Source organism: Saccharothrix longispora, from assembly GCF_030852425.1.
Taxonomy (GTDB): domain Bacteria; phylum Actinomycetota; class Actinomycetes; order Mycobacteriales; family Pseudonocardiaceae; genus Actinosynnema; species Actinosynnema longispora.
Genome location: NZ_NSDM01000010.1, coordinates 290,383 through 310,803, shown reverse-complemented (window position 1 = coordinate 310,803; position 20,421 = coordinate 290,383). Strand labels below are relative to the sequence as shown.

The window sequence follows — 20,421 nt, the reverse complement described above, 5'->3', positions numbered from 1 at the left end:
GACCTCCCACCGCGGTGTGGCGTGGCGTCGATCCACGACACCCTACAGAGATCGACTTCGAGGTGGTGTCGGAACCACGAAGCCGTCCGCCCGCGACCTCGGCGGACGGAGGCGCGTCGATCGACGCGCCGCGGTCGCCACGGGGAACCGCCCCACCACGGCACTCACCCGAACGGGTGTGATCGGCCGCGGCGGCTAACCACTGGCGGCCCGCGGCGATGTAACGACCCGTGACAGGTATCGCTCCGCGCGCCGCCGCGGTGGACCCGGCACCGCCGCCCGACCGCGCCGCGCACGTCCTCCTCCGGACGTCGGTCGACGACCTCGACGCCCTCTCGTGGGCGGAGTCGTACGCGCGGCGGCGCGGCCTCGGCATCGTGGTGGGCTCCGGCGACCCGGTGACGGGCTCCGGCGTCGCGGACGTGGTCGTCGTGAACTCGCGGACCGACGAGGACAGGGCGCTCGCCCTCCTCGTGGCCGCCTCGGCGCGGTGCCCGGTCGTCGCGGTTCCGCCCGGCGGGACGTGGCGCGACGACCTGCCCGTCCTGGTCGGCGTCAGGGGCGATGGGCCGTCCGAGGCGACGCTGCTGTCCGGTTTCGCCCTGGCCCGGGTCCTGGGCGCCGGTCTGCGCGCGGTGTGCTGCACCCGCGAGCCCGCCACCGCCACCCCGAGGGCACGGGCCGCCGCGGGCCTGGTCGACCGGTGCGCCCGACGCCACCCCGACGTGCCGGTCGACACCAGGGTGGCCAGGTCGCACCCGGTCACCGGCCTCGCCCGCCACGCCGGGTCGGCCTCGCTGCTCGTCGTGGGCCGCACCTCGGCCACGGGGAGCCCCACGAGCCGCCTGCTGCTCGACCGCTGCACCCGCCCGGTCGCCCTGATCGGCCCCCTGGTCGGCTCGCCCGGCGCGGCCGACGGGACGGCGGTCCTCCCCACCGCGTGACGGCGGCACGCCGGGCGACCCTCGCGCCACGGGTGCTCCCGCGCGAAAGGGCGTGCGGCGCGGACGCGGTGGTCCCTATCCTGCGGCGATGCGGACGCCACCCCCCGGTCCCCTGTGCACGCGGGAGTCGATCGCCGCCCAGCTCGGCGAGGTGGGCCTGCGCCCCGGCGACACCGTCCTCGCGCACTCCTCGCTGCGCTCGCTCGGCTGGGTCTGCGGCGGGGCCCACGCGGTGGTCCTGGCGCTGCTCGACGTCCTGGGCGAGGACGGGACGCTGGTGGTGCCCACCCAGTCGGGCGACAACTCCGACCCGGCGGAGTGGCGCAACCCGCCCGTGCCCGAGTCGTGGTGGGCCGACATCCGCGCGTCGATGCCGCCCTACGACCCGCGCACGACCCCGTCGAGCGGCATGGGCGTCATCCCCGAGGTGGTGCGCACCTGGCCGGGGGCGCTGCGCAGCGCCCACCCGCAGACGTCGTTCGCCGCCGTCGGGCCGCGTGCCGCCGAGGTCGTGCAGGACCACGCCCTCGACAGCCGGCTCGGTGAGCGCAGCCCGCTCGCGCGGTTGGAGGCGCTGGGCGCGCACGTCCTCCTCCTGGGCGTCGGCTTCGGCTCCTGCACCGCGTTCCACCTGGCCGAGTACCGCCTCCCGGCGCCGGTGGAGGCGGACAGCTCCTTCGCGGTCGCCGCACCCCGGGGCCGGTCCTGGACGACCGTCCGCGACGTCGCCGTCGACGGCGACGACTTCGCGGAGCTGGGCGCGGCCTTCGTCGGGGCGCGGCCGGTCCGCCACGGCCGGGTCGGCGCGGCCGTCACCCGGCTGTTCCCGCTGGCCGAGGCCGTCGCGTACGCCGAGGTGTGGCCGGCGGGGCGCCGCACCGGCCGGCGGGCCGCCGGGACGCGTCCGTAGACCGCGCTCAGGGCAGGACGCCCCGTTCGCGCAGGTGCTCGCGCGCGTGCTCGATGGCGTCGGGCGTGTGCTCGAACGCCGGCAGGCCGAGGGTGCCGAGTGCCCGTCGGTGCTCGTCGCGCACACCCGAGACGAGGACGGTGACACCGCGGTGCTCCAGCCGCCGCACGGCGTCGCGCAGCACGACCACGCCGGTGGCGTCCACGGCCGACAGGCGGGACATCCGCAGGATGACCACCTCGACCGGGGTGATCTCCGTCAGCTCCAGCAGGAAGCGGTGGGCGGCGGCGAACAGCAGGGGGCCGTCGAGCCGGTAGGCGACGATGTGCTGGGCGAGCAGGGCGCGTTCCTCCTCGCGGTGGTCGCCGGTTCCAGCGGCACCTCCTCCAACCGGGCCGCCCGGGACACGGCGCGCAGGGCGAACACGCCCGCCGGCAGCAGGCCGGCGATCACCGCGGTGACCAGGTCCAGCGCGAGCGTCGCCACCGCGGTCAGCACCAGCACCGCCGCGTCCGGGCGACCGGCGCGGGCCAGTGCCCGCACCGATCCGACCTCGACCATCCGGGCGGCCGTGGCGAGCAGGACGCCGGCGAGCACGGCGAGCGGGAGACCGGCCACCCACGGGGCGGCGACGAGCACGATCAGCAGCAGCACCGCGGCGTGGGTGAGCGCGGCGAGCCGCGAGGTCGCGCCGGACCGGACGTCGACCGCCGTGCGGGCGATGGCGGCGGTGGCGGGCACCCCGCCGAACAGGGGTGCGACGAGGTTGGCCAGGCCCTGCCCGAACAGCTCGCGGTCCGGGTCGTGGCGCTGGTTGACGCTCATGCCGTCGGCGACGGCGGCGGACAGCAGGCTCTCCAGCGCGGCGAGCGCGGCGACCGCCACCGCCGGGGGCAGCAGCGACCACAGCGTCGACGCGTCGAGGAACGCGAACGAGGGGGCGGGCAGCGAGGCGGGCAGTTCGCCGATGCGGGCCGCCGGCAGCGCCGCCCACTGGGCGACGGCGGTCGCCACGACGACGGCGGGCAGCTCAACAGCGACGACGACCTGGAGGTGGTCGGCGAGGCCGGGTCGGTGGCCGAGGCGTTGGCGCGGGTGCCGGGCAGCGGCGCGGACGTCGCCGTGCTCGACGTGCGGCTGCCCGACGGCAACGGCATCGAGCTGTGCCGCGAACTGCGCTCGCGGCTGCCGGGGCTCACGTGCCTGATGCTGACCTCGTTCACCGACGACGAGGCACTCTTCGACGCCATCATGGCCGGCGCGTCCGGTTTCGTCCTCAAGCGCATCCTCGGCCACGACCTGCAGAACGCCGTGCGCACCGTCGCCGCCGGCGGATCACTGCTCGACGCCCGCTCCACCGCCGCCCTGCTGGACCGCATCCGGCGCGAGCGCGACCAGGGCGACCCCACCCGCTCGCTCACCGAGCAGGAACGCACCGTGTTCGACCACATCGGCGAAGGCCTGACCAACAAGCAGATCGCCGAGAAGGTGTTCCTCGCCGAGAAGACCGTCAAGAGCTACGTCTCCCCCTCCTCGCCGAACTCGGCCTCGAACGCCGCACCCAGGCCGCCGTGCTCGCCACCGAACTCCGCAGGCCCGCACCCTCGAACGAGGAATAACCCGAGGTTCCGGTCGGCTCCGGCCGACCGGAACCTCAGGTGGTGCTCCAGCGCTTGCGCAGCCACAGGCTGACGTAGACCAGGCCCACCAGCACGGGGACCTCGATCAGCGGGCCGACCACGCCGGCGAGGGCCTGGCCGGAGGTCACGCCGAACACGCCGATCGCGACCGCGATGGCCAGCTCGAAGTTGTTGCCGGCGGCGGTGAAGGCGAGCGTGGTGGTGCGCTCGTAGGACAGGCCGGACGCCTTGCCCAGCGCGTAGCCGCCGACCCACATCACGGCGAAGTACACCAGCAGCGGCAGGGCGATGCGGGCGACGTCGAGCGGCTGGGAGGTGATCCGGTCGCCCTGGAGGGCGAACAGGACGACGATGGTGAACAGCAGGCCGTAGAGGGCGACGGGGCCGATCCTCGGCAGGAAGCGGGACTCGTACCAGTCCCGGCCGCGCGCGCGTTCGCCGAGGCGGCGGCCGAGGTAGCCGGCGGCGAGCGGGATGCCCAGGAAGACGACCACCGACAGGGCGATCTCCCACGGGGAGAAGTCCAGCGACGTGGTGTCCAGGCCCAGCCAACCGGGCAGCAGGTCGAGGTAGAACCAGCCGAGCACCCCGAACATGACGACCTGGAACACCGAGTTCAGCGCGACCAGGACGGCGGCGGCCTCGCGGTCGCCGCAGGCCAGGTCGTTCCAGATGATGACCATGGCGATGCAGCGGGCCAGACCGACGATGATCAGACCGGTGCGGTACTCGGGCAGGTCGGCCAGGAAGACCCAGGCCAGCGCGAACATCAGCGCCGGGCCCAGCACCCAGTTGAGCACCAGCGAGAGCAGCATCGTCCGCCGGTCGCCGGTGACGGTGTCCAGCTTGTCGTAGCGGACCTTGGCCAGCACCGGGTACATCATCAGCAGCAGCCCCAGGGCGATGGGCAGCGAGACCCCGGCGACCTTGACCGAGTCCAGCACGCCCTGCAGACCGGGGACGAACCGGCCCAGCGCGAGACCGGCGACCATCGCGACACCGATCCAGACCGGCAGGAAGCGGTCGAGGAAGGACAGTCCGCCCAGGACTTCCGACCGCTCTGGGGTGCGCGCGCTCACCAGGTCCTCCGGCGAGGCAGACCTTCACCACGACGGGCGTCCAACGCCCCGTCCATCGACAACTCCACGATCCGACCGCCTCTTCGCCCGATTGACGTTCCCGGCACAGTCAACCATGATTGAGTCAATGACTACTGACTGGTCTCCGGACCTGGTGGGACGAGCGCGTGTGCACGCGGCCCTGGGCGAGCCCGCCCGGCTGGCCGTCGTGGAACTGCTGCTGCTCGGCGACGCCTCCCCCGGCGAGGTCGGCAGGGCCCTCGCGCTGCCCAGCAACCTGCTCGCCCACCACCTCAAGCTGCTGGAACAGGCGGGCGTGGTGGAGCGGTCCCGGTCGGAGGGCGACCACCGGCGCACCTACCTGCGCCTGCGCACCACCGCGCTCACCGGTCTCGTGCCCACGGACCTGCGCACGGCGCCGCGCGTGGTGTTCGTGTGCTCCCACAACTCGGCCCGCTCGCAGCTCGCCGCCGCGCTGTGGGAGCGGCACAGCGACGTGCCCACCGCGAGCGCCGGGACCCGGCCCGCCGAGCGCGTGCACCCGCTCGCCGCGGCCACCGCCCGCGCGCACGGCCTGTCCCTGGCCCGCGCCCGGCCCCACCACCTCGACGACGTGCTCGACCCCGAGGACCTGGTCGTGGCCGTGTGCGACAACGCCCACGAGGAACTCGACCCCGCCGACCACCGCCTGCACTGGTCCGTGCCCGACCCGGCCGCGGTCGGCACCGAGGACGCCTTCGACCGCGCCTACCGCGACCTGGCCGACCGCGTCGAACGCCTCGCCCCCGCTGTGCGCACCACCCCGTGACCCCCTCCGACCGAAGGACGACCCGTTGAGCCGTAAGCCCGAGGTCCTGTTCGTCTGCGTCCACAACGCCGGCCGCTCCCAGATGGCCGCCGCCCTCCTCCAGCACCACGGCCTGGGCCGCGTCGAGGTCCGCTCCGCCGGGTCCGCGCCCGCCGACCAGGTCAACCCCGCCGCCGCCCGGGCGCTGGCCGAGTGGGGCCTGGACATCACCGCCGAGGTGCCCAAGAAGCTCACCGCCGAGGCCGTCGAAGCCTCCGACGTCGTCATCACCATGGGCTGCGGCGACACCTGCCCCGTCTTCCCCGGCAAGCGCTACCTCGACTGGGTCCTCGACGACCCGGCGGGCCGGGGCGTGGAGGCCGTGCGCCCGATCCGCGACGACATCGACCGCCGCGTCCGCGCCCTGCTGGCCGAACTGCTCGACCAGACCGCCTGACCGAGGCCCTTCACCGGCGGCGCGCCCACGGCCGTGCCCGCCGGCCGTGGGCGCGCCGGGCCCGTCACCGCCCCCGCACGACACCCGTCCGCCACGCCCACGCCGCGACCTCGACCCGGTTGCGCGCGGACAGCTTGCGCTGCACGTTGCCCAGGTGCGTCTTCACCGTCGCCACCGTCACGTACAGCTCGGCCGCGACCTCGTCGTTGGTCCGCCCCAGCGCCACCAGCCGCACCACGGCCAGTTCGCGCTCGGTCAGCGGCTCGTGCGGCGCGCGCTCCGGCGGCTCCTGCACCCCCCGGTCCGGCGCCAGGTGGGACAGCAGCCGGACGGTCACGTTCGGCGAGATCATCGACGCGCCCGTCGCCGCCGCGCGCACCGCCTCCACCAGCAGCGCCGGGGACATGTCCTTCAGCAGGAAGCCGCACGCGCCGTTGCGCAGCGCCCGGTACACGTACTCGTCCAGGTCGAAGGTCGTCGCGATCAGCACGTTCAAGGGGTCGCGCGTCCCCGGTCCCGCCAGCAGCCGGGTCGCCTCCAGGCCGTCGATCCCCGGCATCCGGATGTCCAGCAGGCACACGTCCGGCCGCAGGCGCCGCGCCTCGGCCACCGCGGACTCCCCGTCGCCGACGCTCGCCACGACCTCCATGTCCGGCTGCGCGCCGAGGATCATGCCGTACGCCGAGCGCATCATCTCCTGGTCGTCGGCGATCAGCACCCCGATCGTCATGCCAGCGATGATGGCAGACGGGCGGTGACCCGCCAGCCCGCGCCCGACGGCCCGGCGCTCAGCGTCCCGCCCACGGCCTCCACCCGCTCCGCCAGACCCACCAGCCCGAACCCGCCGCCGGACAGCACGGGCACGTCCGCCACCCGCCCGTCGTTCGTCACGCTGACCTCCAGCTCACCGTCGTCCAGCCGGGCGTCCACCCGCACCCGCGTCACGTCCGCGGCGTGCCGCAGCACGTTGGTCAGCGACTCCTGGACGACGTGCCGCACGGCGTCGAGCACGTGCGCGGGCGGGCGGGCCCCGCGCAGGTCGTCCGACACGGACGCGACCGCGCGCGGCGGACCGGGGAAGTCGCGCACCGCCTCGCCCAGCACGTCCGCGAGCAGCCGCCGTTCCTCCGGCGACCGCTCGTCCCGCAGCACGGTGATCATGCCGCGCATGGACGCCAGCGCCTGCGACCCGGTCTTCTCGATGGCCTCCAGCATGGCGTCCAGTGCCTCCGGTGACGGCGGCATCCCGGCCGCCGTGGTGTACCGGACCGCCCTGGCCTGCGCCACGATCGCGGTGACGTGGTGGGCGACGAAGTCGTGCAGGTCACGCGCGTACTCCAGGCGCTGCTCCTGCTTCGCCAGCGCGTGCAGGTCCGCGCGCCGGCGCTCGTGCAGCCTCAGGTACAGGCCGAGCAGCACCATGAACAGCATGCCGAAGCCGATCAGGCCGACCAGGTCGGGGACGAAGGCCCGGTTGTCGGTGTCGAGCCGCACCGGCAGCACCGCGGCGGCGACCGTCAGCAGCGGCACCTGCCACAGCAGGTGTCGCACCGGCCGGAGCATCACCACCCGCACGACCAGCCACGAGAACGCCGCCAGCTCCACGACCCCGAACGTGTTGTCCAGCCCCACGGGCACCTGGTGGGCCACGACCGTGAACGCCACCGACACCAGTGCGGCAGGCGTCACGAACCGGGTCCGGGACAGCGCGAGCGCGGGGAGCACGCCGCACACCGCCAGGCCGACGCCGCCGGGCACGCGCTCGGCCGAGCAGACCTCCACGACCAGCGCGACGAGCGCGACGGTCCCCACGACGAGCGTCGTGAACAGCTGCGCGGGCGGGACCCTCCTGATGCCGGGCATGGCAGAACGCTACGACAGCGTCCTCACGGGACACCTCGACCGAAAGGCGGAGACGGGGCGGTCCGGGTCCACCGCACGGTCGATCCGCGCGGGGCGACGCGCGGACAGCATTGCCCACCGTGACGGATCAGGTGGTGGCCGAGGCGGAATCACTCGGCAAGGTGTACGGGCACGGCGGGAACACCGTGGTCGCGCTGGACGGTGTGTCCGCGCGCTTCCGACGGGGTGAGTTCACGGCGGTGATGGGACCGTCAGGATCAGGCAAGTCGACGTTCACGCACTGCCTGGCCGGTCTGGACGCCCCGAGCAGCGGCAGGGCCAGGATCGGCGGGATCGACCTCGGCTCGCTGTCCGAGCGGGAGCTGACCAGGCTGCGCCGCGAGCGCGTCGGTTTCGTGTTCCAGTCGTTCAACCTGCTGCCCACGCTCACCGCGTGGGAGAACGTCGTGCTGCCGCTGTCGATGTCCGGGCGCGAGCCCGACGCGGCGTGGGCGGAGCGCATCGTGGGGGCGATGGGCCTCGCCGACCGGCTCGACCACCGGCCCGCCCAGTTGTCCGGGGGTCAGCAGCAGCGCGTGGCGTGCGCCCGCGCCCTGATCACCCGGCCCGACCTGGTGGTGGCGGACGAGCCGACCGGCAACCTGGACTCCCGGTCCGGCGCCCGCCTCCTCGACCTGCTGCGGCTGTGCGCGCACGAGTGGGACCAGACCGTGCTGATGGTGACGCACGACCCCGTCGCCGCGGGCTACGCGGACCGCGTGCTGTTCCTGGCGGACGGCAGGCTCGTCGACAGCATGGAGCGACCGACCGCGGACCGGGTGCTCGACCGGATGCGCCGGTTCGACGCGGGGCAGGAGGTGCGCTGATGTTCCGCCTCGCACTGCGCTCGGTGCTCGCCCGCCGATCGCGCTTCCTGCTGCCGGCGACCGCGGTCGTGCTCGGCGTCGCGTTCGTCGTCGGCGCCCTGCTCTACACCGCGTCCGTCCGGGCCTCGATCACCGCGTCGCTCCCGGCGCCGGGCGTGGAGGTCACGACCCTCGACACCCTCGACCCGGGCGTCTTCGAGGCGGCGCGCGGCGTCGCGGGCGTGGCCACCGCGACCGCCTACTCGCAGGGTCGGGCGTTCGTCGTCGACCGCGACGGCGCGCTGGTAGGTCCGCCCGGCGCGGCGGTGGGGGTGAACCGCGTCGAGGGCGAGCACCCCACGGTGTCCGGGCGGGCGCCGTCCGGGGGCGGGGAGGTCGCGCTCGACGAGTGGACGGCCGAGCGCACCGGCTACCGGGTCGGCGACCGGGTCCGCCTCGTCGTGACCGGGACCACCCGCGCGTTCACCGTCTCGGGTGTCGTCTCGGCCAGGTCGCCGGAGACGGCGGCGGGCGGCACGCTCGCGGTCTTCGACCCGGGCACGGCGCGGGAACTGTTCGGCGACACCAGGATCGCGCTCACCCCGACGGCGGGCACCTCGGAGGCGGCGCTCGCCGCGGCCGTGCGGGAGGTGGTGCCGTCCGGCACCTTCGTCGAGGTCGTCGGCGCCGGGACCGCCCTGGCGGGCACGGGGAAGCTGACCTCGATCCTGCTCGGGTTCGCCGCGGTGGCGTTGTTCGTCGCGGTGTTCGTGGTCGCCAACACCTTCACGATGCTGGCCGCCGCCCGCGGCAGGGAGCACGCGCTGCTGCGCGCGGTGGGCGCGGACCGCCGCCACGTGACGCGCATGGTGCTGGCCGAGGCGCTGCTGATCGGCGGGGTGGCGACGGTGCTGGGCTACGCCCTCGGCGTCGGCGGGGCCGTCCTGCTGGGCGACCTGTTCGCGGTCACCGAGGGGCCGGCCGGCCCGGTGGACGCCTTCGCGCCCGAGGCCGTGCTCGCCGCGCTGGGCGTGGGCCTCGGCGTCACGGTGGCGGCGGCGTGGCTGCCGGCCCGCCGGGCGGCCTCCGTCCCCCCGGTCGCCGCGCTGCGCGCGGGTGTGCCGCCGCCCGTCAAGTCGTTGCGCCGCCGGAACGCCGTCGGTGTCGTCGTGACCGCGGTGGGCGTCGCCGTCACGCTCGCCGCGGCCGGCAGCCAGGACCTCGTCTACCTCGGCGCGCCGCTGCTGGTGATCGGCCTGGTCGTGCTGACCCCGCTGGCCGCCGCCGGCCTCACCGCCGTGCTGCGGCGTCCGCTGGTCGCGCTGACCGGCATCCGCGGCAAGCTCGCCGTGGAGAACGCCCGCCGCAACCCGCGTCGCACCGCCTCCACGTCGAGCGCGCTGATGGTGTGCCTGGCGGTCTGCGCCGCGGTGACCGTGCCGATCGTGTCGGCCGACGCGGACGCCGTGCGGGAGGCGGACACCGGTGAGCGCGCGGACGTCCGGATCAACGCCATCGAGTTCGCCGAACTGGCGCCCGACCTGCCGGAGCGCGTCGCGGCGATCCCGGGTGTGCGGGCGGTCACCCCCGTCACGCCCGGTCTGCTCCGACTGCCCGACGGGGACTCCGTCGCCTTCGCCGCCGCGGACCCCGGCGCGCTGGACGACTTCTTCGGGATCACCGCGCGCGAGGGTTCGCTGGACGACCTGGCGGGTGGTGTCGCCGTCACCTCGGAGGCGGCGCGGCAGTACGGCTGGCGGCTCGGTTCGGTCCTGTCCGGCGACTCGCGCGGGACGCCGCTCTCGGCGACCGTCAAGGCGGTCTTCGACGCGCCGCGCGGGTTCGACCACGAGGCCGTGCTCCCGGCGGACGCCCTGCCCGACCGCTCGCCGGGCACCGTGCTGGTCCAGTCCGCCCCGGACGGCGCGGAGGCGTTGCGCGACGCGATCAGGACCACCCTGGACAACCCGACGGCGGTCGTCCGGACGCACGCCGACCACCTGGAGGCGGTGGGCGCGCAGTACGCGGAGTTCCTCGCCGTGCTCTACGCGCTGCTGAGCGTGTCCGGGCTGATCGGCGCGCTCGCGGTGGTGAACACGATGACGATGTCCGTGCTGGAGCGCACCAGGGAGATCGGCCTGCTGCGCGCGGTCGGGCTCGACCGGAAGCAGGTGAGGTCGGTGCTCCGCCTGGAATCACTGGTGGTCGCCGCGCTGGGCGCCGTGCTCGGTCTCGTGGCGGGGTGCGTGATCGGGGTCGTGCTGGTGCGGAGCCAGGGCGGTATCGACGTCGTCGTGCCGTGGGGCAGGCTCGCGGTGCTCGCCGCGGTCACCGCGCTGATCGGTGTGACGGCCGCGCTGCTGCCCGCGCGCCGGGCGGCCGGGCTCCCGGTGCTCGACGCGCTGCGCAGCGACACCGAGTAGGACCACGTCGCCGGGCACCCCGCTCGGTCGCCCCACCGCATCGGGATGTCCGCCGGCACGCCCGGGTCGTCGGCCTCGACCGGGTACCGGGCCGGCGGGCCGACCGGGGCCTTGGTGGGGACCGTCCGCGCCTGCCCGACGATCCCGGCGTGCGGGGCCGAGGCGGTGCCCCGGCGCGGGTGGCGGTCGTGGAGGTCGGCGGCCATCTCGTCGGTGACGGCCTCGGAGGCCGCGCCGAAGTCCGGCGCCGTGCCGGTGGCGACCAGCCGGCACGGCAGGCCGCGGCGCTGCGCGATGCCGGTGGGGGTGTGCAGGGCGATCGCCGCCCACACCCGGTCCGCGGTGTCGGCGTCCTCGAACCGGTCCGGCCGCCGGGCGCCCGCCTCGACCGGGCCGAGGTCGTGCGGGGTCGCGGCGAAGAACAACGCCCGGGGGTCGTGCTCCTCGTGCCCCCGGACGTCCCAGCGGTCCACCGGGAACTCCGCGCAGGCGTACGCGCGGATGCCGTGGTCGACCACGGCCGGGGACACCGAGGTTCGCGGGAAGCCCGGCGCCTCGCGGGCGAACGGTCCGGTCGGCGTGGCCGGAACGGCGTCACGGGTCGATCGTGGTGCCGTGCCGAGCCGCTCACCAGCGGCTGGAATGCCGTCCACCGACGGTTCCCGCCACCGCGGTCGGGCCGACGTCCGGGATGTTCCGCCGGCCCGCGGCGTCAGGCGGGGTTCGGGACGGTGGCCCACACGGTCTTGCGGTCGGGCCGGCGCCGCACGCCCCACGCCGAGCACACGCTGTCGATGACGACCAGCCCGCGCCCGCGGGTCGTCCCCAGCGCCGACTTCCCGAGTCGCAGGACCGCGTCGGACGCCGCGTCGTCCACCTCGACCCGCACCGCGCCGTCGGCCAGCGGCACCACGCTCACCGCCAGCAGCCCGCGCCCGTGGTCGTAGGCGTTCGACACCAGTTCGGTGATCACCAGCTCGACGTCGCAGACCAGGTCGGCGGACGCGTCGCGCAGGCGCGTCCGCACCCACTGCCGCAGCCTGGACAGGGGTGGTGGCTCGTGCGGGGAGAAGGCGAACCCGCCGTTCGACCCGGGCGTCTCGGTGTTCACACGTTCCCGGGCTCTCCCTGCTCGTGCCGGCGTTCGTCTCGGCACGCGGTGCGGCCGATCGGTACTACCCGGTGGGGGCGGCGGCCAAACCCCGCGGCGGCGGAACGGCCGGTCGGGCGGTCAGCACCAGGGCGGCCTGGTCGTCCTCGCCGACGTTGCCGCCGGTGAAGTCGGCGACCGCGGCGATCAGGGAGTCGAGGGTGTCGCCGGCGGTGGGGCGGGCGCAGCGGGCGAGGGCGGTGTCGAGCCCCTCGTCGTCGAACTGGGCGCCGTCGGGGGCGCGGGCCTCGGTGATGCCGTCGGTGACGAGGACCAGGCTGTCGCCGGGGTGCAGGTCGATCCGGCCGACGTCGAAGACGGGGTCCGGGGTGACGCCCAGCAGCATGCCCCGGGTGCTCGACGCGATCACCGTGCCGTCGGCGCGCAGGACGCGGGGCACGACGTGCCCGGCGCGGATCAGCTCCGCGGCGAGGTGGCCGCGGCGGTCGTCCAGGTGCCCGTGGACGAGGGTGACGAACCCGGTGCCGTGGCCGCGCGGGCGCTCGATCAGGGCGGTGTTGACGGCCCGCACGACCTGCCGGGGGTCGGGCAGCACGCGGGCGATGGCGCGGGCGGTGTTGCGGACCAGGGCGGTGGTGGTGGCGGCACGGGCGCCGCGCCCGCACACGTCGCCGATCAGGAACGCCCAGCGCCCGTCGGGCAGCGGGAAGACGTCGTGGAAGTCGCCGCCGACCTCCAGGCCCTCACCGGCCGGGTGGTAGTGGGTGGCCACGTCGGCGCCCGGCACCGCGGGCAGGTCGGGCAGCAGCAGCCCCGCCTGGAGGTCGTGGGCGAGACGGGTGCGCTCGGTGTACTGGCGGGCGTTGCGCGCCGCCAGCGACGCGCGGGACGCCAGGTCGCGGAAGTCGGCCCAGGACGGGTCGCTCGCGATGTCGGTGACGACGACGGGGCTGCGCCGGTGGGCCGCGGTGCCGCAGGAGCCCACGCCCTCCCCGATGGCGATGCCGTCGACGGCCCGGTTGTAGAAGTCGGGCAGGCTCGGCGCGGCCCCGTGCCGCAGGTGCGCGCCGTCCTGGTCGGCCAGCAGCACCGACACCAGCGTGTCGGGCACCAGTTCCTCGATCACCCGCGCCATGCCGTCCAGCACGTCGGCCGGCATGGCGCGGGTGATCTGCTCCAGCAGAGCCCGGTGCTCGGCGGTCAGCCGTTGGGCGTGCTTGACCTGCGTGACCTCCACCCCCAGCACCGTCACGCCCGTGACGATGCCGCCCTGGTCGCGCCGCAGCTCGTAGACGAGGTCGAAGTACGCCTCGCGCTCGCGGCCCGCCTCGCCCAGCACGATCCGCGCGTCGCGAGCCGAGCAGGGGCGCCCGGTGCGGTAGACGCCGTCGAGCAGGTCCAGGAACCCCTGCTCGGCCAGTTCCGGCACCAGCTGCGCGATCGGGAGCCCGGTGCGCGCCCGGTCCCCGCCGCCGATGGCCTCGAAGAACGCGTCGTTGGCCGCCTCCACCATGTGCGCGGGTCCCGACAGCAGGGCGAACGCGGCGGCGGACCGCCCGAACAGCGCCCGGAGGTCGGAGGTGTCCGGCGGTCGTCCGGGCGCGGGGTCGGGTCCGGCGACCCGGTCGTCACGAGCCATCACCGTCTCCGCCCGTCGTCGCGCCCACCTCGTCACCGACGTCGGCACGCGCGGCGCTCGCCACGTCGGGGAAGACGTGGAGCACCTGGTCCAGCCCGGGGAGGGACAGCGTCTTGAGCATCCCGGCGGGTACTCCCGCCAGCCTCAGGACGGCCCCGCGCGCGGCCAGCACCTGCCCCAGCCGCACCAGGCCCGACAGGCCGGACGAGTCGCAGAACGTCACGGCCCCAGGTCGACGACGACCGCGTCACCGCCGTCCGGCAGCCCGTCGGTCGCGTCCTCCAGCCGCACGACGCTGTGGTGGTCCGGCTCGCCGCGCAACCACAGCACGACCGCTCCCGCCTCCCGCCCGCTCCGCACGGAGAACACCAGTCGCAGCCTCCACCCGACCGTTCCGAAGTCCACCTCGATCGTAATGAGCGGAGCGGCGTTCCACCCGCGACGGGACGGTCGTCGCATCCCGTGTCGGCGACCCGGTCCGCGAGGCCGACGCGTGCAGTACGGTCGGGACGAGCCCGGGTCGGGCCGGTCGAACCGGAGGTGTCGGGATGATCGCCACCATCACAGGCGCGTGCCTCGCGCTGGTCCTGACCGCCGCCGCGCTCGTCCGCCTGCGCGGCCGGTGGGCGGTTCCCGGGACGACCGGCCGGGCGCTGCGGTGGGTCGCGGTCGCGGTGACGGTAGGGATCGCGGTCGCGCTGTTCCCGGTGGTGTGGTCCGACAGCGGCGGCGCCACCGCCTACCTGCTCGGGGTTCCGCTGGTCGTCGTGGCGGCGGTCGTGGTCGCCGACCTCACCGGCCGCGCCGCGGGGGTGGTCACGGCGGTCGCGGCGTCGGCGCTGCTCGTCTGGGCGCTGGTGCTCGGCCTCGGCCCCGGCGTCTACTTCGCGCTGCCCGCGCTGATCCTCGGGCTCGCGGTACCGGCCTCCGTCCGGCCGCGCCACCCGGAGGCGTCGGGCGTCTGAGCCCGGTCCCGCCGCCGACGCCTCCGCGCAGCGCCATGCGAGACGAGGACGTCGGCCGGTCGGGTGAATGCCCGTCCGTTCGCGGCCGGGGCCGTTGACCTCCGGCGTGCGCGGCCGGATGGTGCGAACACCCCCGGGAACGCTCCCGGCGTCGTCCGCCGCTCCAGGGCGGCCGTCGTCACGGCGACCGAGGCGCGAAGCGACCCCCCGCTCGTTCGGGCGCCGGCCCCGTCGCGAACGGCGGCGCCGGCGCCGGGAAGGGAACGACCATGTCCCGCAGATCCCTGCTGTCCCTGCTCGTGGCGGCCGTCGTCGCGGCGCTGGGCGTCGTGGCGGCCCAGCCGCCGTCCTCGGCGGAGGTGCGGTACCGCATCATGCCGCTCGGCGACTCCATCACCGCCGGGCCGGGGTGTTGGCGGGCCCTGCTCTGGGACCGGCTCCAGCAGGCCGGCTACTTCAACGTCGACTTCGTCGGCAGCCAGACCGGCGGCGGCTGCTCCGTGCCGCACGACGGTGACCACGAGGGGCACGGCGGCCACTCCGCCACCGGCATCGCCGCCCAGGGCCTGCTGCCGGCGTGGCTCGACGCCGCCGAACCCGACATCGTCCTGATGCACCTGGGCACCAACGACATGTGGGGCGGCCACATCCCGCTCGACTCGGTCCTCGCCGCCTACTCGACGCTCGTCGACCAGATGCGGGCCGAGAACCCGTTCGTGAAGGTCCTGGTCGCGCAGATCATCCCGATGGAACCCGCCGGCTGCGCCGAGTGCGCGGAACGCGTGGTGGCGCTCAACGAGGCCATCCCCGCCTGGGCCGCGGGCAAGACCACGCCGCACTCCCCCGTCACCGTGGTCGACCAGTGGACCGGCTTCGACGCCGCGACCGACACCGGCGACGGCGTGCACCCGGTCGACTCGGGCTTCCGCAAGATGGCCGACCGCTGGTACCCGGCCCTCGCCGCCGCCCTCGGCGACCCCCACCCCACCCCGCCCGTCACGACCACCACGACGCCCCCGCCGAGCGGCGCATGCACCGCGACGCACCGCGTGGTCAGCCGTTGGAGCGGCGGTTTCCAGGGCGAGGTGACCGTGCGCAACGACACCACCAGGATGACGAGCGCCTGGACCACCACGCTCACCCTCGCCGCCGACCAGCGGATCACCCAGGCGTGGAACACCACCGTCACGCAGGACGGCACGACGGCGACCGCGCGCGACGCGGGCTGGAACGGCGCCCTGCAACCGGGCGGGTCGAGCACCTTCGGCTACCTGGCCACCGGGACCGACGCCCCCGCGGTCGGCTGCACCACGGGCTGACCGCGATCCCCGATCGTCCCGCCCGCTCGACCGGACCCGCCGGAGGCACGCCTGTCCGGTGTGCCGGAGCACCGCCGCTCGGGTCCGATGTGGACGGTCGGGGCCGCGCCCGCCCGGGGCGGGTCCGGCCCCGACCGGAGGCCATACTGTGCCCCGACCGGCGGCCATACTGTGCGGCAGCCGATGCGAACCGACGGAGGAGCCGCAGATGGTGATCGTCGCAGGGCACGTGGTCGTCGACCCGCACCGACGCGAGTCCTACCTCGCGGACTGCGTGAGCGTGGTCCGCGAGGCGCGCGACGCGCCCGGCTGCCTGGACTTCTCCGTCACCGCGGACCTGGTGGACCCGGGCCGCGTCGTGATCTTCGAGCGCTGGGAGTCGCAGGCGGCCGTCGAGGCGTTCCGCGGCAGCGGCCCCGACGACGGGCAGGCCGCCGCGGTGCTCGCCGCGTCGGTGGCCGAGTACGACGTCGCCGACGCGCGCCCGCTGACGTGAGCCCCGTGCGGGGAATCCCGCACGGGCCGGTTCAGGCGCCGCGCCCCGGCAGCGCGGCCACGCGGCCGGCCTCGCCCGGACCGAGCCGCCGGTGGATCACCAGGGCTTCCCGCCGGCACCCGGTGTCGCCCCGGGCGGGTACGGGCGGTCAGGGCGAGGTCGGCCTCGCCGGCGGACGGGCGTGCGGCGGCGGTGGGCGTCGACGGGAGGGCCCGTGCTGCGCTGGTCCGCGCCGCGCCCGCTCCTCGATCGGGCGGGTATGTGACAACGCCGAGTCGGCCCGGTGAACACCACGTGACAGGGCTCACCACGATCGGGTTGGTCCCCGCCTTCCACCATCGGGTGGAATGCCTGGTGGCGGGGTGGATACCCCGGTGTCACGACGACGGGTGATCGAGGAGTGGGCGCGTGCCGATCCTGGACGAGAAGTTGGGCGACATCTACGACGAGGTGCTGCGGCGGAACCCCGGCGAGGACGAGTTCCACCAGGCGGTGCGCGAAGTCCTGGACAGCCTCGGCCCCGTGGTCGCCAAGCACCCGGAGTACACCGACGCCGCGGTGATCCGCCGGTTGTGCGAGCCCGAGCGGCAGATCATCTTCCGGGTCCCGTGGGTCGACGACTCCGGGGCGGTGCGGATCAACCGCGGCTTCCGGGTGGAGTTCAACTCCGCGCTCGGCCCGTACAAGGGCGGCCTGCGGTTCCACCCGTCCGTGTACCTGGGGATCGTCAAGTTCCTGGGCTTCGAGCAGATCTTCAAGAACTCGCTCACCGGCATGCCGATCGGCGGCGGCAAGGGCGGTTCGGACTTCGACCCCAAGGGCCGCTCCGACGGCGAGGTCATGCGCTTCTGCCAGGCGTTCATGACCGAGCTGTACCGGCACATCGGCGAGTACACCGACGTGCCCGCCGGGGACATCGGCGTCGGCGGTCGGGAGATCGGCTACCTGTTCGGCCAGTACAAGCGCATCACCAACCGCTACGAGTCCGGCGTGCTGACCGGCAAGGGGCTGACCTGGGGCGGTTCGCAGGTGCGCACCGAGGCCACCGGCTACGGCACCGTGTTCTTCGCCGAGGAGATGCTCAAGGCGCGCGGCGACTCGTTCGACGGCAAGAAGGTCGTGGTCTCCGGCTCGGGGAACGTCGCCATCTACGCCGCCGAGAAGGTCGCCCGGCTCGGCGGCACGGTGATCGCCTGCTCGGACTCCAACGGGTACGTGGTCGACGAGCACGGCATCGACCTCGCGCTGCTCAAGGACGTCAAGGAGAAGCGCCGGGCCCGCATCGCCGACTACGCGGAGGTCCGGCCGGGCGCCCACTACGTCGAGGGCGGGTCGGTGTGGGACGTCGCCTGCGACGTCGCGCTGCCCTGCGCCACGCAGAACGAGCTGAACGGGCGCGACGCCGCCACGCTCGCGAAGAACGGCTGCGCGATCGTCGCCGAGGGCGCCAACATGCCGTGCACCCCGGACGCGGTCCGGCTGTTCACCGACGCCGGCGTCCTCTTCGCGCCGGGCAAGGCGGCCAACGCCGGCGGGGTGGCCACCAGCGCCCTGGAGATGCAGCAGAACGCGTCGCGGGACTCCTGGGGCTTCGAGCACACCGAACGGCGGCTCGCCGACATCATGCACGGCATCCACGACCGCTGCCTGGAGGCCGCGGACCTGTACGGCAAGCCCGGGAACTACCTGGCCGGGGCGAACATCGCCGGTTTCATCCAGGTCGCCGACGCGATGCTCGCCCTCGGCGTGATCTGAGCCGCCGACCGGCCGGACCGCGTGCTCCCGGTGCGGGACCACGCAGTCCGGCCGTCCGCGGGTGATCCGCGCCGGGGTCGACGGCGGTTAGCGTGGTGGTCATGGCGCACATCGACCTCGGCGTGGACGAGACGCGGTTCCCCGGCATCACCGGTCCGATGAGGTTCCGGCCCGAGACGGCCAAGCCGCTCAACGAGCTGGCCGAGGTCCTGCTGCGGGCGCCCCACTCGCTGCCCGCGGGCGAGCGCGAGCTGATCGCCGCGTACGTGTCGGGGTTGAACGACTGCGACTTCTGCTGCACGTCGCACTCGGCGTTCGCCGCCGCGCAGCTCGACGAGGGCCTGACGCTGGTGCAGCAGGTGCGCGCGGACCTGGACGCCGCGCCGGTCCCGGAGAAGCTGAAGGCGCTGCTGCGGATCGCGGGCGCGGTGCAGCGGTCGGGCCGCGCGGTCACCCCGGAGCTGGTGGAGGCGGCGCGGGCACTGGGCGCCACCGACGTCGAGATCCACGACACCGTGCTGATCGCGGCGGCGTTCTGCATGTTCAACCGGTACGTCGACGGCCTGGGCACGTTCGCGCCGGAGGGACCGGGCGGCTACTACGCCGAGTCCGCGCGGCGGATCGTCGAGCACGGCTACACCGAGTCGGTGTAGTCCTCGACCCCCCGGCGCTCCCGGGCCGCGCGGTCCTCCCGGGCCGCGCGGCGGGCGCGGACCAGCGGGTAGGACGCCAGCACCAGCAGCACGAACGGCACGCCGACCTGCCACGCCGGACCGAAGGCCGCGGAGAAGGCCGAGGCGGCCAGCACGAGCACCACGTACAGCATGCTCAGCACGGCGGTCACCGGCGCGCCCGGCAGCCGGACCGCCGAGGGCGGCAGGCCCGCGCGGGCGCGCCGGAACGCCAGGTGGGCGACGAAGATCAGCAGCCAGGCCGTCATGCCGCTGAACATCGCGATGCCCAGCAGCACCGGGAACGCCGTGTCGGGCGACAGGGCCGCCGCCACCGCCGCGACGGCCAGGCCGGCGGTCGAGGCGAGCACCGCGTTCACCGGGCTGCCCCGGTCGGTCACCGCGGCCAGCCGGCGGGGCGCGTAGCCGTCCAGGGCCAGCGAGTGCGCGGTGCGGGACGCGAGGTAGAGGGTGGTGTTCGCGGCGGACAGCGCGGCGGTGAGGATGACGAGGTTCATCAGCCCGGCGGCCGCGGGGATGCCGATCGTGGCGAACAGGCCCACGAACGGGCTCTCCGCCACCCCGTCGACCGCCGCCGCCTCCGTCCACGGCACGATCGCCACGATGATGCCGGTGGCCAGCACGTAGAACAGCGCGAGCCGCAGCACCACCCGCCGGGCCGCGCGCGGGATGTCGCGGGCCGGGCTGCGCGACTCGGCGGCGGTCATCGCGACCGACTCCACGCCGCCGTAGCTGAACGTCGCCACGGTGATCGCCAGCACCACGCCCGCCAAGCCGTTGGGCGCGAACCCGCCGTGGTCGGTCCACGCCGACAACCCGACCGCGTCGCGCCCCGGCAGCCCGAACACCACGTACAGCACGCCGAGCACGAGGAAGACGACCAGCGCCGTCACCTTGATCATCGCCAACCAGTACTCGACCTCGCCGAACAACCGCACGGCGGCGACGTTGACCGCGAGGATCACCAGCGAGAACAGGCACACCGCGGACCACAGCGGCACCTGCGGCCACCAGTACCGGACGTACAGGCCGGCCGCGACGACCTCGCCGCCGACCGTGATCACCTGCGTCGCCCAGTAGCACCACCGCTGGACGTACCCGGTGAGCGGACCGGCGTACCGCGCGGCGACCGCGCCGAACCCGCCCGCGTCCGGGTGCACGACCACCATCTCGGCCACCGCGTAGGCGACGGCCACCGCCGCCAGCGCGCCGACCAGGTAGACCAGCACCACGGCGGGGCCGGCGGTGGAGATGGCGAGGCTCGACCCGAGGAACAACCCGGTGCCGATGGTGCCGCCCAACGAGATCATGCCGATCTGGCGGCCCGACAGCTGCCGCAGCAGGCCACCGCTCGTGTCGTCCGCCACAGCGTCCCCCGTGCTCGTCCGTCCGCGAGCGGACCGCGCGCGGGCAGCGAGACAGTGCCGGCACCGGCGCGGCGGCGCCATCGGCGGTCCCGACTCCGATACGGCTGACCGAAGAACGGCCGCGCGGCA

At 74.9% G+C, this 20,421-nt stretch carries 21 protein-coding genes and 1 pseudogene; 12 read left to right on the top strand and 10 right to left on the bottom strand.

The window, feature by feature from the left end; translation table 11 throughout:
- Nucleotides 1-230: 230 nt before the first annotated feature.
- Nucleotides 231-944: a putative universal stress family protein gene (locus CKY47_RS23740; RefSeq protein ID WP_306748227.1), complete on the top strand. Its 714-nt coding sequence runs from the start codon at nt 231-233 to the stop codon at nt 942-944.
- An 88-nt stretch (nt 945-1,032) separates the two neighbouring features.
- Nucleotides 1,033-1,854 (top strand): AAC(3) family N-acetyltransferase, encoded by an 822-nt coding sequence (locus CKY47_RS23735; protein WP_306748225.1) that lies wholly within the window; start codon nt 1,033-1,035, stop codon nt 1,852-1,854.
- Nucleotides 1,855-1,861: 7 nt separating this feature from the next.
- Here CKY47_RS23735 and CKY47_RS23730 read toward each other — a convergent pair whose 3' ends face one another.
- Nucleotides 1,862-2,125: an STAS domain-containing protein gene (locus CKY47_RS23730; RefSeq protein ID WP_306748286.1), complete on the bottom strand. Its 264-nt coding sequence runs from the start codon at nt 2,123-2,125 to the stop codon at nt 1,862-1,864.
- Nucleotides 2,113-2,868: a SulP family inorganic anion transporter gene (locus CKY47_RS23725; protein ID WP_306748224.1), complete on the bottom strand. Its 756-nt coding sequence runs from the start codon at nt 2,866-2,868 to the stop codon at nt 2,113-2,115. The genes CKY47_RS23730 and CKY47_RS23725 overlap by 13 nt, the downstream gene beginning before the upstream one ends.
- Here CKY47_RS23725 and CKY47_RS23720 point away from each other — a divergent pair.
- Nucleotides 2,848-3,473, top strand: a pseudogene (locus tag CKY47_RS23720) (response regulator). The gene CKY47_RS23725 and the pseudogene CKY47_RS23720 sit on opposite strands and share 21 nt — an antisense overlap.
- A 35-nt stretch (nt 3,474-3,508) precedes the next feature.
- Here the strand turns inward: CKY47_RS23720 and arsB are convergent.
- Entirely contained in the window at nt 3,509-4,573 is a 1,065-nt protein-coding gene (gene arsB, locus CKY47_RS23715; protein ID WP_306748223.1) for an ACR3 family arsenite efflux transporter, read from the bottom strand.
- Nucleotides 4,574-4,700: 127 nt separating this feature from the next.
- On the opposite strand from arsB, the gene CKY47_RS23710 reads away from it, so the two are divergent.
- Together CKY47_RS23710 and CKY47_RS23705 are read left to right on the top strand one after the other, a co-directional pair.
- Nucleotides 4,701-5,381: an arsenate reductase/protein-tyrosine-phosphatase family protein gene (locus tag CKY47_RS23710; protein WP_306748220.1), complete on the top strand. Its 681-nt coding sequence runs from the start codon at nt 4,701-4,703 to the stop codon at nt 5,379-5,381.
- Nucleotides 5,382-5,406: 25 nt separating this feature from the next.
- Nucleotides 5,407-5,817 (top strand): arsenate reductase ArsC, encoded by a 411-nt coding sequence (locus tag CKY47_RS23705; RefSeq protein ID WP_306748219.1) that lies wholly within the window; start codon nt 5,407-5,409, stop codon nt 5,815-5,817.
- A 64-nt stretch (nt 5,818-5,881) separates the two neighbouring features.
- On the opposite strand, the gene CKY47_RS23700 is transcribed toward CKY47_RS23705, so the two are convergent.
- A complete protein-coding gene (locus CKY47_RS23700) occupies nt 5,882-6,547 on the bottom strand; it encodes a response regulator (protein ID WP_306748217.1) in 666 nt (221 codons plus the stop codon).
- Nucleotides 6,544-7,680 (bottom strand): sensor histidine kinase, encoded by a 1,137-nt coding sequence (locus CKY47_RS23695; RefSeq protein WP_306748216.1) that lies wholly within the window; start codon nt 7,678-7,680, stop codon nt 6,544-6,546. Before CKY47_RS23695 ends, CKY47_RS23700 begins: the two co-directional genes overlap by 4 nt.
- A 119-nt stretch (nt 7,681-7,799) precedes the next feature.
- Between CKY47_RS23695 and CKY47_RS23690 the strand changes: the two genes are divergently transcribed.
- Entirely contained in the window at nt 7,800-8,546 is a 747-nt protein-coding gene (locus CKY47_RS23690) for an ABC transporter ATP-binding protein (RefSeq protein WP_306748214.1), read from the top strand.
- Nucleotides 8,546-10,948, top strand: coding sequence for an ABC transporter permease (locus CKY47_RS23685; protein ID WP_306748212.1), 2,403 nt, complete (start codon nt 8,546-8,548; stop codon nt 10,946-10,948). Before CKY47_RS23690 ends, CKY47_RS23685 begins: the two co-directional genes overlap by 1 nt.
- 712 nt (nt 10,949-11,660) lie before the next feature.
- On the opposite strand, the gene CKY47_RS23680 is transcribed toward CKY47_RS23685, so the two are convergent.
- The 4 genes from CKY47_RS23680 to CKY47_RS23665 all read right to left on the bottom strand — a co-directional run bounded on the left by CKY47_RS23680 (nt 11,661) and on the right by CKY47_RS23665 (nt 14,103).
- Nucleotides 11,661-12,059, bottom strand: a complete 399-nt coding sequence (locus CKY47_RS23680; RefSeq protein ID WP_306748210.1) for an ATP-binding protein — start codon at nt 12,057-12,059, stop codon at nt 11,661-11,663.
- Nucleotides 12,060-12,123: 64 nt separating this feature from the next.
- A complete protein-coding gene (locus tag CKY47_RS23675) occupies nt 12,124-13,698 on the bottom strand; it encodes a PP2C family protein-serine/threonine phosphatase (RefSeq protein WP_306748209.1) in 1,575 nt (524 codons plus the stop codon).
- Nucleotides 13,688-13,921, bottom strand: a complete 234-nt coding sequence (locus CKY47_RS23670) for an STAS domain-containing protein (RefSeq protein WP_306748208.1) — start codon at nt 13,919-13,921, stop codon at nt 13,688-13,690. Before CKY47_RS23670 ends, CKY47_RS23675 begins: the two co-directional genes overlap by 11 nt.
- Nucleotides 13,918-14,103: a hypothetical protein gene (locus CKY47_RS23665; protein ID WP_306748207.1), complete on the bottom strand. Its 186-nt coding sequence runs from the start codon at nt 14,101-14,103 to the stop codon at nt 13,918-13,920. The genes CKY47_RS23670 and CKY47_RS23665 overlap by 4 nt, the downstream gene beginning before the upstream one ends.
- 143 nt (nt 14,104-14,246) lie before the next feature.
- On the opposite strand from CKY47_RS23665, the gene CKY47_RS23660 reads away from it, so the two are divergent.
- The 5 genes from CKY47_RS23660 (at nt 14,247) to CKY47_RS23640 (ending at nt 18,886) form a co-directional block, all read left to right on the top strand.
- Nucleotides 14,247-14,663: a hypothetical protein gene (locus tag CKY47_RS23660; protein ID WP_306748206.1), complete on the top strand. Its 417-nt coding sequence runs from the start codon at nt 14,247-14,249 to the stop codon at nt 14,661-14,663.
- Between the two features lie 269 nt (nt 14,664-14,932).
- The gene (locus tag CKY47_RS23655; RefSeq protein ID WP_306748205.1) at nt 14,933-15,982 is read left to right on the top strand and encodes a cellulose binding domain-containing protein; all 1,050 of its coding nucleotides are present in this window, start codon (nt 14,933-14,935) and stop codon (nt 15,980-15,982) included.
- Nucleotides 15,983-16,190: 208 nt separating this feature from the next.
- Nucleotides 16,191-16,478, top strand: a complete 288-nt coding sequence (locus CKY47_RS23650) for a putative quinol monooxygenase (protein ID WP_306748203.1) — start codon at nt 16,191-16,193, stop codon at nt 16,476-16,478.
- 414 nt (nt 16,479-16,892) lie between these two features.
- The gene (gdhA, locus tag CKY47_RS23645; RefSeq protein WP_425566451.1) at nt 16,893-18,233 is read left to right on the top strand and encodes an NADP-specific glutamate dehydrogenase; all 1,341 of its coding nucleotides are present in this window, start codon (nt 16,893-16,895) and stop codon (nt 18,231-18,233) included.
- A 101-nt stretch (nt 18,234-18,334) separates the two neighbouring features.
- Nucleotides 18,335-18,886 carry a carboxymuconolactone decarboxylase family protein gene (locus CKY47_RS23640; RefSeq protein WP_306748200.1) on the top strand — a complete coding sequence of 184 codons (552 nt, stop codon included), beginning with the start codon at nt 18,335-18,337 and terminating at the stop codon, nt 18,884-18,886.
- Here CKY47_RS23640 and CKY47_RS23635 read toward each other — a convergent pair.
- A complete protein-coding gene (locus CKY47_RS23635; protein ID WP_306748199.1) occupies nt 18,868-20,292 on the bottom strand; it encodes an amino acid permease in 1,425 nt (474 codons plus the stop codon). The genes CKY47_RS23640 and CKY47_RS23635 overlap by 19 nt on opposite strands.
- Nucleotides 20,293-20,421: the final 129 nt, after the last annotated feature.

Coding starts and splice junctions, on each gene's coding strand:
- CKY47_RS23700 (WP_306748217.1), bottom strand. CDS start 6,547: ATGACGATCGGGGTGCTGATCGCCGACGACCAGGAGATGATGCGCTCG.
- CKY47_RS23735 (WP_306748225.1), top strand. CDS start 1,033: ATGCGGACGCCACCCCCCGGTCCCCTGTGCACGCGGGAGTCGATCGCC.
- CKY47_RS23685 (WP_306748212.1), top strand. CDS start 8,546: ATGTTCCGCCTCGCACTGCGCTCGGTGCTCGCCCGCCGATCGCGCTTC.
- CKY47_RS23675 (WP_306748209.1), bottom strand. CDS start 13,698: ATGGCTCGTGACGACCGGGTCGCCGGACCCGACCCCGCGCCCGGACGA.
- CKY47_RS23655 (WP_306748205.1), top strand. CDS start 14,933: ATGTCCCGCAGATCCCTGCTGTCCCTGCTCGTGGCGGCCGTCGTCGCG.
- CKY47_RS23710 (WP_306748220.1), top strand. CDS start 4,701: ATGACTACTGACTGGTCTCCGGACCTGGTGGGACGAGCGCGTGTGCAC.
- CKY47_RS23695 (WP_306748216.1), bottom strand. CDS start 7,680: ATGCCCGGCATCAGGAGGGTCCCGCCCGCGCAGCTGTTCACGACGCTC.
- CKY47_RS23660 (WP_306748206.1), top strand. CDS start 14,247: ATGATCGCCACCATCACAGGCGCGTGCCTCGCGCTGGTCCTGACCGCC.
- CKY47_RS23640 (WP_306748200.1), top strand. CDS start 18,335: ATGGCGCACATCGACCTCGGCGTGGACGAGACGCGGTTCCCCGGCATC.
- CKY47_RS23650 (WP_306748203.1), top strand. CDS start 16,191: ATGGTGATCGTCGCAGGGCACGTGGTCGTCGACCCGCACCGACGCGAG.